The sequence below is a fragment of the Bacillus sp. X1(2014) genome (genome assembly GCF_007678255.1).
The window spans coordinates 347,264-362,768 of record NZ_VEED01000004.1; the positions used below are offsets into that span (position 1 = coordinate 347,264).

Annotated in this window: 14 protein-coding genes; 6 read left to right on the forward strand and 8 right to left on the reverse strand. The window is 39.8% G+C overall.

Going from position 1 to position 15,505, the window contains the following annotated elements; translation table 11 throughout:
* Nucleotides 1-60: 60 nt before the first annotated feature.
* The 4 genes from FS608_RS11520 to FS608_RS30760 all read right to left on the reverse strand — a co-directional run bounded on the left by FS608_RS11520 (nt 61) and on the right by FS608_RS30760 (nt 3,435).
* Nucleotides 61-1,332: a sensor histidine kinase gene (locus FS608_RS11520; RefSeq protein ID WP_144550031.1), complete on the reverse strand. Its 1,272-nt coding sequence runs from the start codon at nt 1,330-1,332 to the stop codon at nt 61-63.
* A gap of 8 nt (nt 1,333-1,340) precedes the next feature.
* Nucleotides 1,341-2,012: a response regulator transcription factor gene (locus tag FS608_RS11525; RefSeq protein ID WP_144550033.1), complete on the reverse strand. Its 672-nt coding sequence runs from the start codon at nt 2,010-2,012 to the stop codon at nt 1,341-1,343.
* A gap of 124 nt (nt 2,013-2,136) precedes the next feature.
* Nucleotides 2,137-3,084 (reverse strand): efflux RND transporter periplasmic adaptor subunit, encoded by a 948-nt coding sequence (locus FS608_RS11530; protein ID WP_144550035.1) that lies wholly within the window; start codon nt 3,082-3,084, stop codon nt 2,137-2,139.
* A 210-nt stretch (nt 3,085-3,294) separates the two neighbouring features.
* Entirely contained in the window at nt 3,295-3,435 is a 141-nt protein-coding gene (locus tag FS608_RS30760; RefSeq protein WP_222127337.1) for a hypothetical protein, read from the reverse strand.
* A gap of 78 nt (nt 3,436-3,513) precedes the next feature.
* On the opposite strand from FS608_RS30760, the gene FS608_RS11535 reads away from it, so the two are divergent.
* The 3 genes from FS608_RS11535 (at nt 3,514) to FS608_RS31635 (ending at nt 8,762) form a co-directional block, all read left to right on the forward strand.
* Complete coding sequence (locus tag FS608_RS11535; RefSeq protein ID WP_144550036.1) at nt 3,514-3,975, forward strand: MarR family winged helix-turn-helix transcriptional regulator; 462 nt, start codon at nt 3,514-3,516, stop codon at nt 3,973-3,975.
* Between the two features lie 3 nt (nt 3,976-3,978).
* Nucleotides 3,979-7,119, forward strand: a complete 3,141-nt coding sequence (locus FS608_RS11540) for an MMPL family transporter (protein WP_144550038.1) — start codon at nt 3,979-3,981, stop codon at nt 7,117-7,119.
* A gap of 203 nt (nt 7,120-7,322) precedes the next feature.
* On the forward strand, nt 7,323-8,762 hold the full coding sequence (locus FS608_RS31635; RefSeq protein WP_144550040.1) for a TerD family protein: 1,440 nt from the start codon (nt 7,323-7,325) through the stop codon (nt 8,760-8,762).
* A 42-nt stretch (nt 8,763-8,804) separates the two neighbouring features.
* Here the strand turns inward: FS608_RS31635 and selB are convergent, their stop codons facing one another.
* The 3 genes from selB to FS608_RS11560 all read right to left on the reverse strand — a co-directional run bounded on the left by selB (nt 8,805) and on the right by FS608_RS11560 (nt 11,810).
* Nucleotides 8,805-10,688, reverse strand: a complete 1,884-nt coding sequence (gene selB, locus FS608_RS11550; RefSeq protein ID WP_144550042.1) for a selenocysteine-specific translation elongation factor — start codon at nt 10,686-10,688, stop codon at nt 8,805-8,807.
* A 152-nt stretch (nt 10,689-10,840) separates the two neighbouring features.
* A complete protein-coding gene (locus FS608_RS11555) occupies nt 10,841-11,335 on the reverse strand; it encodes a hypothetical protein (protein WP_144550044.1) in 495 nt (164 codons plus the stop codon).
* Nucleotides 11,316-11,810 (reverse strand): hypothetical protein, encoded by a 495-nt coding sequence (locus tag FS608_RS11560; RefSeq protein ID WP_144550046.1) that lies wholly within the window; start codon nt 11,808-11,810, stop codon nt 11,316-11,318. Before FS608_RS11560 ends, FS608_RS11555 begins: the two co-directional genes overlap by 20 nt.
* A gap of 175 nt (nt 11,811-11,985) precedes the next feature.
* Here FS608_RS11560 and FS608_RS11565 point away from each other — a divergent pair, with 175 nt between their 5' ends.
* Complete coding sequence (locus tag FS608_RS11565) at nt 11,986-12,462, forward strand: GNAT family N-acetyltransferase (protein ID WP_144550048.1); 477 nt, start codon at nt 11,986-11,988, stop codon at nt 12,460-12,462.
* Between the two features lie 58 nt (nt 12,463-12,520).
* Here FS608_RS11565 and FS608_RS11570 read toward each other — a convergent pair whose 3' ends face one another.
* Entirely contained in the window at nt 12,521-12,982 is a 462-nt protein-coding gene (locus FS608_RS11570) for a hypothetical protein (protein ID WP_144550050.1), read from the reverse strand.
* A gap of 268 nt (nt 12,983-13,250) precedes the next feature.
* Here FS608_RS11570 and FS608_RS11575 point away from each other — a divergent pair, with 268 nt between their 5' ends.
* Both FS608_RS11575 and FS608_RS11580 read left to right on the forward strand, forming a co-directional pair.
* Nucleotides 13,251-14,906, forward strand: coding sequence for an FAD-binding dehydrogenase (locus tag FS608_RS11575; protein ID WP_144550052.1), 1,656 nt, complete (start codon nt 13,251-13,253; stop codon nt 14,904-14,906).
* A gap of 31 nt (nt 14,907-14,937) precedes the next feature.
* Complete coding sequence (locus FS608_RS11580) at nt 14,938-15,255, forward strand: antibiotic biosynthesis monooxygenase (protein ID WP_144550054.1); 318 nt, start codon at nt 14,938-14,940, stop codon at nt 15,253-15,255.
* Nucleotides 15,256-15,505 lie beyond the last annotated feature (250 nt).

Genomic DNA, 15,505 nt, shown 5'->3' on the forward strand with positions numbered 1-15,505 from the left:
CTTAAGTTTTTCTTAAGAAATAGATCTACCTTGATTTTTTTCAAAAAAAAACCCCAAAAATTAATTTTTTTGGGTTTTTGGAAAAATGATTTCAATTGTCGTTCCTTTACCGAGGGTGCTTTGCACCTTTGTCTTACCATGATGTTTCTCAATAATCCATTTTGCAATCGATAAACCGAGTCCAGTTCCTTCCGCAGCAGTCCTTGCCTTGTCACTTTGATAGAAACGGTCAAAGATTTTTGGAATATCATTTTCTGGAATTCCAATCCCGGTATCCTTTATTTTAAGGAAAATCGAAGAATGATTCTGGGAACATGAAAGCAATATTTCCCCGCCTTCATTTGTATATTTCATGGCATTGTCTAATAATATGACGATTAATTGATGAATTCTTGCTTTATCTGCAAAAAACCGCACAGGTTCCGAATCTTGCAATTGAAGCGACTTTTCTTGATACAATGCAATTTCTTCGTATTGATGAAGAATTTCCTTCAACAAATCATCGAGTTGGAATTGTTCCTTTTTGACTTCAATTTGATCAGAGTCCGATCTCGCAAGTGTTAATAAGTTGGTCACTAATTTAGAAAGCCGTCTTGATTCAGTGGATATCGTTGATACATCAATAATCCGATCCTGTATGGTGGCTTTTGGGGCCCGAAATAGGACTTCCGTTTTTGCCTGGATCACCGCTAATGGGGTTCTTAACTCGTGCGAAGCATCGGATACAAATTCTGTCTGCTTCTGCCAAGCTTTTTTAATCGGTACTAATGCCTTTCCCGCTAAAAAATATCCTGACGCAACGGCACAAATAATTCCAACACCCATACCAATTAACATAATTAACAAAAGTCTGTCCAATAATTCCTGTTCAGAGTTTACATTGCGAATGAATTGAACGGTTATTTTTCCTAATTGGGGATGTTCCACCTTAAAGGCAATATACCTAAAGGAAAAATCTTCAACATCCACATCCTTTAAAGTATTTAATTCTGTTGGCTGGATTAACTTCTCATTACCTTCAAAAATGTCCGAATCTCGGTTTTGTTCCAACAACAGCTGATTGTCTTCATTCCAGATTAGGGTTAATATCCGTGGGTCTCGCCTAATAAATTTTGGAAATTGTCCGCCATTCCCCCCATTACCTTCTCGTATTTCACCTGGTCCATCTGGCTGTTGTTGCAGATGTTCTATCGATTCGAGCAGTGATTGGTTGACATCTTTATATAATTTATTATCTGTGTAAAAATAAATGACGGCCCCTAGTATACTAATAAGAACGATAAATACTAATGAATTTAGAAAGGTTAATTTAATAAGTGTTTGCCGAAACATGTGAGCTCCTATTCTTCGTTCAACATATAGCCAACGCCGCGAATCGTTTTAATATCAGTATGATAGCCTGAAGGTTCTAATTTTTTACGGAGATGGTGCATGAATACCTCCACAATTGCGATGGTTGTATCTGAATCAAACCCCCACACCCGGTCATAGATTTGTTCTTTTGTGAGAATGGCTCCTTTATTTTGAATCAAATATTCTAACAGCTCGTATTGCTTTGCAGTCAGTTTGATCTGGTTGCCATTAACAACAATGTCTCTTTCCTTCCCTAACAATTCAATCCCGCGATACTGAATCGTTTGATTAGTTGTTAAGCTGCCGCTTCTTCTTAACAAGGCACGGATTCTCGCCTTTAATTCAGCAGCTTGGAAAGGCTTAACCAAATAATCATCTCCGCCGCTATCAAGTCCCTGAACACGATCTTCAAGCGAATCTCTTGCAGTAAGGAAAAGGACTGGTATTTTTAAGCCTTCCTTCCTAATAGTTCGTAACACTTCAAATCCATCAATCTCAGGGATCATTACATCCAATACAATCGCATCATGAATATTCTGCATCGCCATAAACAATGCATCCTCACCATTCGAAGCTTGATCAACTTCAAACTCATCGGATAAAAGCTGAACGATTGATTCTAATAAAGGTAGATTATCTTCCACAACTAATAAGCGCATTCTCTTTCTCTCCTAAGATCATATAAAAATAATTATAGCAAACATAGCAATCCTAACATACTATCTGATTGCTGTTTACCTTTCACTTAAACGAGGGACATTAAGAAGTGAAATTACCTCCCACTTAATTTCCACCCCTGCCTCCAAAGTTACGGTTCATTCCTCCCGGGTTGCTTAAACCGCCAAAAACACTACCTTGAGTATTTGTAGTTGGAGTTTTAGTCGAGCTAGCTTTTGCTAATTGAGGTAACTTAATCGTTTCACCTTCTGACAAACCTTTTGTTATTTCCACATAATCTTCATTTGCTATGCCGGTTTGAATGGATTTTTTCTTAGTTTCAGAGATGTTACTTTCTGAGCTCTTTGAATTGATAATGACATATTTCTCCTTGTTTGAGGTATATACAGCATCAAGCGGAACATAAAGAGCATCTTCCTTACTTACCGTTAAAATCCGTGCTTCCGCACTCATCCCGACTTTAAGTTGATCTGGTTTGTCAATATGAATGGTAACAGCGAAAGTTGAAACTCCGCTTGAGGATGTTCCTTCTTCAGAAATAGCTGAAACTTTGCCAGTAAATGTTTGATCAGGAAACGCATTAATTGTTAAGTTAACGGACTGTTTCTTTTTTATTTTGGAAATATCAAGCTCATCAATTTGGACCACGGTTTGTAATTCGTTATAATTGGTTACATGCGCAACAACTTGTCCATTCGTAACACGCTCCCCTGCTGAAACTGCAAGGCTCGTAATAACTCCTGTAGCTGATGCTGTTACAGGGTCACTTCCATCCGAAAAGGTAATTAATTCATCACCTTTCTTTACTTTATCGCCAACCTCTACTAACACCTCGTCTATTTCACTATTATCAAACTTTGATTTAATATCTTCGCTGGTTACCGCCTGTACAGTTCCCGAACCACTTATGTTGACGTTTAACGTCCCTTTTTGAACCACTGCCGTTCTAACTTGCGCGGACACGGTTTTTGGACTTAGCGATAATGGTTTCCATTGATATCCGACAAAACCAATAACTAGGACGCTACCTGCAATTACTATCCATTTTTTCATTTTTACTAACTCCTTTTTGCGTTCCTGAATTCGCCCAGGATGCCAAAATTTCTACTTACACCCAGTATTATGTTTAATCCTTAACTTTTCCTTAAAAGTTCTTAAGATTTGCGAAGAATCACAGATTTGAACAAAGTTTATTTTCGATTGACAGAAATTAGTTGGTTATTATATAGTTTAACAAGTGAATAGTTAAACAATTGAACTATTTTAATAAATGGCTATGTTAAACTTGTCTGTTGATTTCCGTTCCAGGTGCGAGCGGTTCGCAGGCGTTGCGGGGAGCCTCCTCGGTGCTTTTAGCGCCTGCGGGGTCTCCGCTGCCCCGTACTCCCGCAGGAGTCTTCGCACCTTCCACTCCAATCAACAGAGTGCCAAAATCAACATTAACCTTATCACAGCCTTATAAATAAAGAGGTGAAAATATTCATGGATAAAAATGTCATTCAAGAGTTAATCGACCGGTATGTGTCCGTATCCTTTCAAGTCCACAAAAAAGCGGAATATTTAATCAAGGGGCAAATTGGCGACGAACTTACAAACGATCAGCATTACATATTAAGATATATCCATCAAGCAAAGGAATGCACTTCTACGGAACTAGCCGATGCTTTCGAAGTCAATAAAAGCGCTATCACCGCCATCATTAATCGGATGGTAGATCGAGGACTGATACAAAGAACTCGTGATGAAAACGACCGGAGAGTGGTTTACTTAACCCTAACAACGGAAGGTTACACCCTTTACGAGGATTGCCAAGAAAAAGTTCAACAGCTTGTGGAATCCATCATTACCCAATTTGAAGAATCGGAAATTACTACTTTTATAAATACGTATGAAAAATTGGCACAAATTTTATTCAACAAGAAAATGGAAGAACTGGGGGAATAAACAGTGAGAGCGATCATAAAAGGAAAATGGTTTATATTACTAGCGTGGATCCTCGTTATCACCGCCCTATTTATGGTGGCACCAAATATGGAGGCGCTGGTTCGGGAAAAAGGGCAAATTACTGTACCGGAAGGATACTCCTCAACTGTCGCCGAAAAAATCCTCAAAGATGTTCAATCTAGTGAAAACAGTGGCAGTAATCTACAAACCGCGTTGGTTTTTCATAGTGATAAAAAGTTAACCAAAGCCGATTTTGAAAGTGCGGAAAAAGCCGTAAATCAGCTTGAGATAAACAAGAAAAAGCTGGGGATTTCCGAAATTTTAACCCACTTTAAACAAGCCGAACTAAAAGACCAGCTGGTATCTGAGGATGGAAAAACCATTCTTGTTTCGGTAAAGGTGGATGTAGATGGCCGTGAAGCCAAAGAAATAGCTGATGAATTATATCAAGAAATTGATGATGTAAAACTGGATCATTACTATACAGGTAACTGGGTAATCAGCGATGACCTTGTCACCAACTCGCAAGAAGGATTGAAAAAAACAGAAGGAATTACTGTAGGATTTATTCTGATCGTGCTTTTACTCGTGTTCCGATCGGCAATAGCACCGATTATTCCATTGGTTACGGTAGGGTTCAGTTATCTTACGGCTCAATCGATTGTTTCCTTATTAGTGGATAAAGTTAACTTTCCACTTTCAACTTTTACACAGATTTTCTTAGTTGCGGTTCTTTTTGGTATTGGAACAGACTATTGTATTCTACTGCTTAGCCGCTTTAAAGAAGAAATGGCAAAGAATGATAGTGTAACAGAATCGATTGTGGAAACCTACCGTACCGCTGGAAAGACTGTTTTCTTTAGCGGGGTTGCCGTTATGATAGGGTTTGCTTCGATTGGCTTTTCGACCTTTAAGCTCTATCAATCAGCAGCGGCGGTTGCCGTAGGTGTCGCCATCCTATTAATCGCACTTTTCACAATTGTCCCCTTCTTCATGGCTGTGCTTGGCAAAAAATTATTTTGGCCATCCAAAGGCAAACTCGAACACAGTGAAAGTAAATTTTGGGGATTTGCCGGCAGGTTTGCACTCGCACGTCCATTGATTGCATTTATTATTGTCGGGGTCATCTCTATCCCATTCTTATTAACCTATAAAGATCAATTATCGTTTAATTCACTTGAAGAAATCAGTGATGATTTTCCATCGATAAAAGGTTTTAATATTATTTCTGATTCATTTGGACCAGGCGAGTCTATGCCAACACAAATTGTCATTAAAAACGATGATCAAATGAATACTTCCGAATATATGGCTATAACTGAAAAAATAAGTCAAGAGCTCGCACGTATCAATGATGTGAATTCGGTACGGTCTGTGACCCGTCCAACCGGGGAAACAATTGATGATTTATATTTATCCAAACAAGTAGCAAGTCTCGGGAAAGGCCTCGGTCAAGGCAATGATGGAATTAAAAAAATCAGCGATGGCCTTGAGCAAGCAGGCAGCCAGATGGCAGCTAATCAGCCGAAAATGAAGGAAGCCACTGACGGAATTAGCGAGTTAATAAATGGAACCAATAAACTAAAAACAGGGATGGGAGACATCCAAGGCGGGCTGACAGAAATTGAGAATGGACTTAGATCTGGTTCTGCGGGCTCTGCTCAGATTAAAGATGGTTTAACCCAGGTTAAGGAAAAATCCGAAGAGGTTTTAGCCGGAAGCAAACAATTGCTCACAGGCTACAAAAAGGCAAGTACAGGATTAACTACTCTCCATGGGCAATATGAAAAAGTAGCAACAGGATTAGGCTCCTTGAACAAAACTCTAACCGCTACAAATCAATATTTTCCTAATCTAGAACAACAATACAGTGATATCGGTCAAAATCAAAACTATCAAGCTATTAAAATGACTGTTCAGGGCTCGCAAACCGCAACAAAAGAATTAGCTGGCGGGTTACAAAAATTAAATGCTGGACTTAAAGGTGCACAAGAAGGTATAGAGTTTGCGAACAGTAAATTCACTGAAATTACAGCTGGACAGAAAGCCCTGATTACCGGAATGGAAGGCCTGTTAAAAGGAATTTCCGATCTTGAAACTGGACTAGACAAAATGGCTGCAGGACAAGGGAAAGTCATTGCAGGACTTCCCCAATTTACCGGTGGACTCTCCGGAATCAATGAAGGGCAAAAACAGCTCCTAACAGGATTCCAAGATATGGGCACTCAGATCACACAGCTTTCAAATGGCTTAACCCAAAGTGCGGATGGTTTAAATAAAGTGTCAGACGGACTGAATTCTGCCCAAGATTACTTAACGGAAGTATCCAATCAGAAACAAAATGGATTTTATATTCCTCAGGACGTGCTAGACAGTAAAGACTTTGAGCAAGCACTCGACGCTTACTTGTCAAAAGATCGAAAAGTAATGACGATTGATGTGATCTTCAGTAAAAATCCATATTCTAATGATGCGATTGACCGGGTACCAGAAATAAAGCAAGCAGTCAAACGCGTGATTAAGGACACCAAACTCGAAAATGCTAAAGTGGCAGTCGGCGGAGTATCAAGTATGCATAACGACCTTGATTCTATTTCAAAAGCGGATTATTCAAGAACCGTTGTGCTAATGCTTGTTGGGATTAGTATTATCTTAGTGATTCTGCTCCGTTCCCTCATTATGCCACTCTATCTGATTGGCTCACTCGTATTAACCTACTATACTTCGATGGCCATTTCAGAAAAAATCTTTGTTAATTTATTAGGTTACTCTGGAATCAGTTGGGCAGTGCCATTCTTTGCCTTTGTTATATTAGTAGCCTTAGGAATCGATTACAGTATTTTCTTAATGGATCGCTTCAACGAATATCGAAACATGCCAGTTGAAAAAGCCATTCTACTGTCTATGAAAAAGATGGGGACAGTTATTATTTCAGCAGCGATTATCTTAGGAGGTACTTTTGCCGCTATGATGCCATCAGGAGTTCTTTCCTTGCTTGAAATTGCTACGATTCTATTAATCGGATTGGCCTTGTACTCCCTTGTCGTACTTCCATTGTTTGTCCCTGTAATGGTGAAAACATTTGGAGAAGCCAACTGGTGGCCCTTTATAAAAAATAAAAATGATTCCAAATTTATCGACTAATTCAACTACGCTGGTCCTATGGATCAGCGTTCTTTTTTAAAGAAAACGGGCAAATTAGTTTCTTTCATTTTATTTTGAAACTTTTTAATCATTATTTCGTACATATAACTAGTATAGGAACCTGGAACATCTAGTAATTTTTCCCTTTTTTAAAAATACATTATAATGTACATAGGAACATAATCGTTAAGGAGTGAAATAAAGTGGGTGTTACACTTAGCAAGGGACAAAAAGTAGATTTAACCAAATCTCACCCTGGCCTGCAAAATGTCGTGGTCGGGTTAGGATGGAATATTAATCAGCAGGGTTCAAACTTTGATTTAGATGCATCTGCCTTTTTATTAGGTGAATCTGGAAAAGTGAACAGTGATCAGGATTTTGTGTTTTATAATAATCCAAATGGCGCAAACGGATCAATCATCTACAGTGGTGACAATCGTACCGGTGCAGGAGCACAAGATGATGAGCAAATCAGGATTGATTTAGCAAGGGTACCTTCCCACATTCACCGGGTTGCCTTCACCATTACCATCCATGATGCTCAAATGAAAGGGCAAAATTTTGGACAAATATCAGACTCTTATGTGCGTATTTTTAATGAGCAAACGCATGAGGAATTATTAAGATTTAACTTAGGTAGAGACTTTACGGTAGAAACAGCGATTGTCGCCGCTGAATTGTACCGGCACAATGGCGAATGGAAGTTTAATGCGATAGCCAGCGGTTTTCAAGGAGGCCTTGCAGCACTTTGCCGGAACTTTGGGATTGCCGTTGATGACCCACCTTCGAGTGTGCCAACACCGCCAAGCTACCAACAAAGTCCCAATTCATACCAGCAAAGCCAATCAAGCCCTAATCCGTACCAGCAGAGTAATTCATACCAACAAAATTATTCAAATCCTAATCAGCAGCGTACACATCTTCAGCCTGAATCATCCTATCAACAGCCTGCCTACGGATTTCCGACTCAGTCGTATCCTGCGACGGTCAATTCACACCAGACATATGGTGGAGATGAAATCATTTGTCCGCGTTGCCACTCGTCAAATGTGAGGACTGGAAAGAAAGGATTCGGTCTGGGTAAAGCAGCCATTGGCGGACTCATACTTGGTCCTGTCGGCCTGCTCGGCGGATTCATCGGGAAAAACCAATTGAAATTTTCATGTAATAGCTGCGGCAATTCCTGGTCCCCTTCGCAAACCGATTACGCTGAATGGGCAAACAATTCAAAGAGAAAAGCACAGGAACTCTTTAATCGCTACAAAAGTCAGGATGTCCTTGAGGCAGTGGTTGCTGCCTGTGCTTTGGTGGCCATGGCAGATGGGTACTTGGATGCTTCTGAACGCCAGAAAATGATTGAGTTCGTCCATCAAAGTGAAGAATTACGAGTTTTTGATACAACGAAGGTTATTCAAAAATTCAACATGTTTGTTTCTAGAATAGAAAATGACCGGATGATGGGTCGCGCGGAGGCCTTCCGTGCTCTTGGAAAAATAAGAACCAAGCCTGAAATTGCTCGTCTTGTCGCCCGGTATTGCATCGCCATTGGCTATGCTGATGGAAATTTTGACAACAATGAAAAGCAAATGGTTAGCGATATCTGCCGTGAGCTTGGTCTTAACCCAGCAGAGTTTTTATCATAATGACGAAAAGCCTCCATTCCATTTCGGAATGGGGCTATTTTGTTACTTTTTCCAAATTCTCTTGTTTTCCACACGTTGGGTCAGACCCATTGAATCTAATTTTTCTAAAAATGGGATCATATATTTCCGTGAAAGTTCAAGAACATCTTTCGCCGCTCCGACATCAAATTCTGCAACTGTTTGACTGCGCAATTTAGCCACTGCTTGTTGAAACACATCTCCATGATATGCAAACTGGGCATCCAGCTGGACAAGTAATCCTTCCTCTTCTAAAAAGCGTCTTAAATCTGCCTCCAGGGTGGCAGGTATTCCGGCATCAGCAAAATACTCTTTTAAGGAACGAACTTTTAATCCATCCTTTTTTAATTCTGCAATCAGATTTTCAGTCCGCTTTGCCCAATTTTTGGGCAAATGTGGGACAAAACTGGCTAATGAAACAAACTGCCCTCTTCTGTTAAAGATATGATTGGCAATTCCATTCTCCACAACAAAATCCAATAAATGCTTTGGAACTTTTTTTTGAAGGGTTTGTAATAGCTCAGCTTTGTTGATCCCTATTTTCATCGAATGAAGAAGATGAAAATCCTGTAATCTATCAAAAATATCTTCCTCAATGGAATTGATCAGCAATTGGACCGTATATTCTTTCCCGTCAAATAAAACAAATTCTTCTTCAGTTAATTTTTCAGTTATTGTGACTTCGTCTAAAGAAGTGCGTTTGATTAACTCATCCAGCGGCAGGCACTTTGCTTCCATTAAAGCAGCAGTGATCCGCTCTTTTGGTGAACCAACCTTTTTCTTTTCCAATTCTTCAATGGTCTGATTGCCAAATCGATATTTGTCACCACGTGGATCAATCACCCAGCCCCCGCCAATCGTTTCTTGCGGACTCGGACGACGTAAAATAAAGCGATCCCCGCGTTTTGTCAGAATTTCTTCCTCAAGCCTGAGTTGACATAGGATTTCGCCATTTTCCTCCTTGATTTCATTGCGGTCAAAAAAGACAATCCGCCCCATTACCTCTGCGGTACCGATATGAAGCTTAATTGGCATCCTCTGTTTGACCATATGCTCAAGGTCTTTAACCATACGAATCGCTACATCCAATGTCTTCGTGACAAGGAAATGTTCTGAGGATACAAGTACATCTCCCCTCACAACATCTTCCTTAGAAACACCTGATAGGTTAATTGCCGTTCGTTGTCCTGCGAATGCCCTTTCAGCTGATGAATGGTGGACTTGAATCTGCCGTGCTCTGACTTCCAGCCCTTTGGGCATAATTTTTAGGGTTTGTCCCTCTTCTACTGTTCCTTCATATACCGTTCCTCGGACAACAGTACCTTGGCCCTTTACTGTAAATACCTGGTCAATCGGGAGACGGAATACCCCTTTCGCATCACGCATTTCTTGTTCCTTTAACGTTCTAATGATTAATGCTTTGATCTCATCGATTCCTTTTTTAGAAAGACTGTCTACCAATACAAACGGTGCTCCCTTAAAAACAGTTCCTGAAAGCTCCGCTAAAATATCATCCTTTACAAGTTCGATAAATTCTTCATCCACTCGATCAATTTTTGATATGGCCACCAAACCATTTTTTACCCCTAAGAATTTCAAGATGTCTAGGTGCTCTCTCGTCTGCGGCATCACACCTTCGTCTGCTGCAACGACGAGTACGACCAAATCAATCCCAGCAACGCCAGCGATCATTTGCCGGATAAACCGTTCGTGTCCTGGCACATCAATCACTGAAATTTGGATTTCATGATCTTCGTATAATGGTGCAAAGCCGAGCTCAATGGAAATTTGACGTTCCTTTTCTTCTTTTAATCTATCTGTATCTACATTGGTTAACGCTTTGGTTAAGGAAGTTTTCCCGTGGTCGATGTGCCCTGCCATACCAATTGTAAAATATCTTTTTTCCAAGGATGCCACCTACTTTTTTGTTCTTCCCCTCTAATGTAGCGATTATGGCTGTATTGTTCAAGGGTAGATTTTGCGACAGATAAAGGAATATAAGAGCTTTATTGAGAAAAAATCCTCTAAACTAACAAAAACCAGAAATCATCTGGTTTTTGTTATGTCTCCGCTTTATTTGTCCGTAAGAAACGGTAAAACATGATTAATAATGATTGAATGAATAGATAAGTACAAACAGAGTATATGAGACTGTTTCCGTTTTTATAATGGAAAACTCCCATGATATGGTAAACCCATTCTACCGCGATAGCAGCTGCAGTGAAGCTTGCAATAAAGAACACTAGGTATCGATCCTTTATTTGATATTTTTTATAAAGGTATAGAAAGAGATAAGAATATGGTGGATAGAGGAAATAAACGACTACATCCATTACCGTGTACTCTGGACCATCCATAATATCGTAAAAGTCAAATGGTTCAGCACCTATCGAATTATCGAAAAGACCTGCAGCTGTCAGGCTATAAAGGAAAATGAGAATGGTTAATTGCTTAGAAAACACTTTTGGCAAAAAGAAATAAATTCCCCACGATACCAAAGCGGCACAAATAACAAAATAATCATTCTGATCAAATTTATTTTCTACAAACATCATCCCCGCTTTTCACCCCCTGCTCATGCAATCCTCTAAACCAGTTAAATGCAAACATTGTAAAAAACAAATATAGAAGATAATAAATAACAGTATAAAATTGATTCCACTTCTTAAAATCATACAGGTCATTGATCAAATTGACTTTATCGATGCCGATGATTAATAGGCAGTATAAGAATACAAGGATTATTTGTTTCTTAAGTGTACTATTATTTATGTACAGTATGAGATAGGAAACCAATAAAGGGCTGAAGACACTTCGAAATAGAAGAAATGCCAAATATAATTTCGGAGTGGTTGTTGTTTTCATCCATTTAAATGTTTCAAATAAACCTAAATAGTTGTGAGTGTTAATGAGACAAGTTAGCAGGACAAGAAATATAATCTCCTTTCTCGACCCTCGTTTCTCCTGACGATTAAAGATAAGTAATCCCATCATCACCCAACTTAAGACAAAATAAAAGGTAAATACCATGAAATCTCCTCTTCTATTTTCAGCTTGATTCCTACTATCCTAATCTTTTCCATCTTTTATGAAAAATAGAAATTTTTTCATATCTAATATTTCAAAAAATAGTTAAAATGAAGGGAAATGATAGCACTTTGTCAAACTTTCTAAAGGAGAAAATAACAAATTTGGAGGATTTACATTGATCAATCTAGTTAAAGTTCTGAAGAAAGAGGAGAACATTTTACATAATCTAATGCAGTTTTACATCTATGAATTTACTAAATTTTTGCCTGGGATAACTTTAGAAGATAATGGGCTTTTTAAGCCATATGATTTAACTGACTTTTGGATAAGCCCCAACCATCATCCATTTTTTATTAAACAGGATGATGAACTGATAGGATTTGCCTTAGTTGAAAGTGCAATAGAAGGGAAGCCAAACACTATACTGGAATTCTTTATCATCCAAAAATATGCTGGGAAAGGATTTGGAAAAATAGCAGCAAACCAATTATTCTCTATTTTTCCAGGTAAATGGCAAATCACACAAATTGAAAAAAACTATCCTGCCCAGGCCTTTTGGAGAAGTACGATTTCAAAATTCACACACGGGCGTTACAGTGAATGGTCCGATGAAAGAAAAAGTGTGATTCAGGAATTTGATACGAATATGTAGAAATTAGAAGAGAAGCCAGTTGGATATACTCACTCCCTGCTTCTCTTTTTTGGTCAATTTAATTTCTTTTGTTTTTAATCTCTTCCAAATCTTTAATCAGCATTTCCTTTGAACCTTCATCAACTACCTCTTTTGCATATTCCATTGCTTTTTCAGCTTGTTCTATCAATCCATCATTTTGACCTAACAAAGCATTTGCACGACTTAGGGCCTCATAGGCATAGCCTATATAAAATGGGTCGATTTCGTTTTCTAGGCTGACAGATAGACAACGTTCCGCATAATACAGCGCCCTCTCGCCGAGCCCAGCTGTCGCATACACTCTTGATAGCTGCCAATAACCGATCGATAGATTCTTTGCTGTACGTCCCTCAACCTGAGTCCAATGGTAAAAAGATGTATGGGCTTGATGGATCATTTTCTCTGCCTCTTCGTTTGTTCTCACATTCAAATCAAGGAGATCCCAGACTTCATTAAAACTATTTACCGCCTGTTGCTTATGAGTAAAGGTTGTTGTCATCTTTCTTCCCCCCTTCTATTTTCGAAACTCCTAATTTATGATCCTGGTACAAATCCTCTTACTATTAATAGGATATACGATTCGCCCAATCAAAAAAAGATTAAAATATTAGAATTATTTTAAATTTCAAACTTTCGCTTTACCTCTTCTGAATCCTATTTATTACGTCCAAATTCCTATGTAAGGTATGTTATACTGGATTATATTTACTTTTCAGAAAATTTAGTAACTCATAAATAGGCCTTATATTATATCCGGGGGGATTTATTTGAAATTTGACGTGATTGTGGTGGGTGCTGGCCTAGCGGGTTTGGTGGCAACGGCTGAAATTGCAGATGCAGGAAAAAGAGTTTTACTTTTAGATCAAGAACCCGAAGCCTCTCTCGGCGGCCAGGCTTGGTGGTCATTTGGAGGTTTATTTCTCATCGACTCTCCTGAACAAAGAAGAATGGGGATCAAGGACTCTCGGGAACTTGCCTGGCAGGATTGGTTAGGCGCTGCAGGCTTTGATCGAGAAGACGACGAGGATTACTGGGGGAAAAAGTGGGCAGAGGCTTATGTTGAATTTGCTGCAGGTGAAAAACGTGAGTGGCTCACAGGGATGGGAATTCGTTTTTTCCCGGTTGTCGGCTGGGCAGAGCGCGGTGGCTATACGGCTGAAGGTCACGGCAATTCAGTCCCCCGCTTCCACATTGTCTGGGGAACAGGTCCTGGTCTCGTTAAGCCATTTGAGGATCGAGTCAGACAAGCAATGAAGAACGGACTTGTCGATTATCGCCCCCGCCATCGCGTGAATGAATTAATAAAAGAAAATGGTGTCATTACAGGTGTCAGGGGGGACATCCTAGTTCCAAGTAATGCAGCTCGCGGGGAGGCCAGTTCCAGAGAGGTAATTGGCGATTTTGAGTTTCATTCATTGGCTGTTGCAGTGACTAGCGGAGGGATTGGTGGAAACCATGAACTCATTCGAAAAAATTGGCCGGAACGACTCGGTAAGGCTCCTCAAAATATGATTTCTGGGGTCCCAGAACATGTCGACGGAAGAATGCTAGGGATAACAGAAAAAGCTGGCGGCAGAATCGTCAATCGTGATCGAATGTGGCATTATACCGAAGGAATTAAAAACTGGGACCCTGTCTGGCCTAACCATGGCATTCGGATCCTGCCGGGTCCCTCCTCCCTTTGGCTTGATGCCAAAGGGAAGCGTTTCCCTGCACCAAACTTTCCCGGATTTGATACCTTGGGAACACTCGAAGCCATTATGAAATCAGGCTACGACTACTCCTGGTTCATTTTAACTCAGAAAATTATTGAAAAAGAGTTTGCCTTATCTGGGTCTGAGCAAAATCCTGATTTGACAGGGAAAAGTATCAAAAAAGTGTTAGCGCGAGTTCTGCCCGGTCCTACTGCACCGGTTAAAGCATTCATGGATAAGGGTGAAGATTTTGTGATTGCGAATAATTTGTCTGAACTTGTAGCAGGAATGAATAAACTTTCGGGTGATAACTTGTTATCGCTCGATGAGATTGAGCGCCAGATCCTTGCGAGAGATCGGGAAATCGAAAATAAATTTACAAAAGATCTTCAAATTACGGCTATGCGTGGAGCCAGAAATTATCTTGGGGACAAACTGATAAGGGTGGCACCCCCTCATCGAATCCTTGATCCAAAAATGGGCCCCCTAATCGCTGTTCGGTTAAACATAGTCAGTCGAAAAACGCTAGGTGGTCTCCAGACCGATTTATCCGGCAGAGTTCTTGATGTAACTGGAAAACCTGTGCCTGGTCTTTATGCAGCTGGAGAAGTTTCAGGATTTGGCGGCGGAGGCATTCATGGTTATCGTTCCTTAGAAGGAACCTTTGTCGGAGGCTGTTTATTTACGGGAAGGCAAGCTGGACGCGCCATTGCTAAAGATTTATCATAAGTATGATGATGTTATTAAAGGAGGTGAGAATATGTCTTCATTAGTGTTCATGGCGCTCTATCGTCCGCACCCAGGAAAGGAGGAGGAATTAAAAGAACTCCTTAAAGTACATATCCCAACACTCCGCGAGGAAGAGTTAATTACTAATCGAGAATTATTAACGCTTCAAGCAGAGGATGGGACGATTATCGAAATCGCTGAATGGCGATCCACAGAGGCCATCGAAAAAGCACACCAATCTGCTAGAGTCATGGCCGTTTGGAATAAAATTGGTGCTTTAGCCGAATTAACGAGTCTTTCCACGCTTGCTGAAGCCCAGCATCCGTTTCCTAACTTTAAGCCTTTATAGAGTTTCAAATGGAAAGGACAAAAAGCAGTGGAATTTATGATACTTGCCCTTAATCGAGTAACCAGCAAAAGTAAAATAAGCGGAGATTTTCCGGTTAAATGTAGAATGGAGCTCGTTTCGGGATTAAGTCCGTATAATTGTGTAAAAAGAAAAAGGGGTCAAATTAATTCCTTTTGTCAACAATGTTATCAGCGACGAAAACAATGTGGAGGAATTAATTATGACCCAATTACAGTTTAACCTAAATATT

Bases quoted from the DNA above. Each gene is read 5' to 3' on its own strand.
- FS608_RS11520 (WP_144550031.1), bottom strand. From the start codon at position 1,332: ATGTTTCGGCAAACACTTATTAAATTAACCTTTCTAAATTCATTAGTA.
- FS608_RS11525 (WP_144550033.1), bottom strand. From the start codon at position 2,012: ATGCGCTTATTAGTTGTGGAAGATAATCTACCTTTATTAGAATCAATC.
- FS608_RS11530 (WP_144550035.1), bottom strand. From the start codon at position 3,084: ATGAAAAAATGGATAGTAATTGCAGGTAGCGTCCTAGTTATTGGTTTT.
- FS608_RS11535 (WP_144550036.1), top strand. From the start codon at position 3,514: ATGGATAAAAATGTCATTCAAGAGTTAATCGACCGGTATGTGTCCGTA.
- FS608_RS11555 (WP_144550044.1), bottom strand. From the start codon at position 11,335: ATGATGTTTGTAGAAAATAAATTTGATCAGAATGATTATTTTGTTATT.
- FS608_RS11560 (WP_144550046.1), bottom strand. From the start codon at position 11,810: ATGGTATTTACCTTTTATTTTGTCTTAAGTTGGGTGATGATGGGATTA.
- FS608_RS11570 (WP_144550050.1), bottom strand. From the start codon at position 12,982: ATGACAACAACCTTTACTCATAAGCAACAGGCGGTAAATAGTTTTAAT.
- FS608_RS11580 (WP_144550054.1), top strand. From the start codon at position 14,938: ATGTCTTCATTAGTGTTCATGGCGCTCTATCGTCCGCACCCAGGAAAG.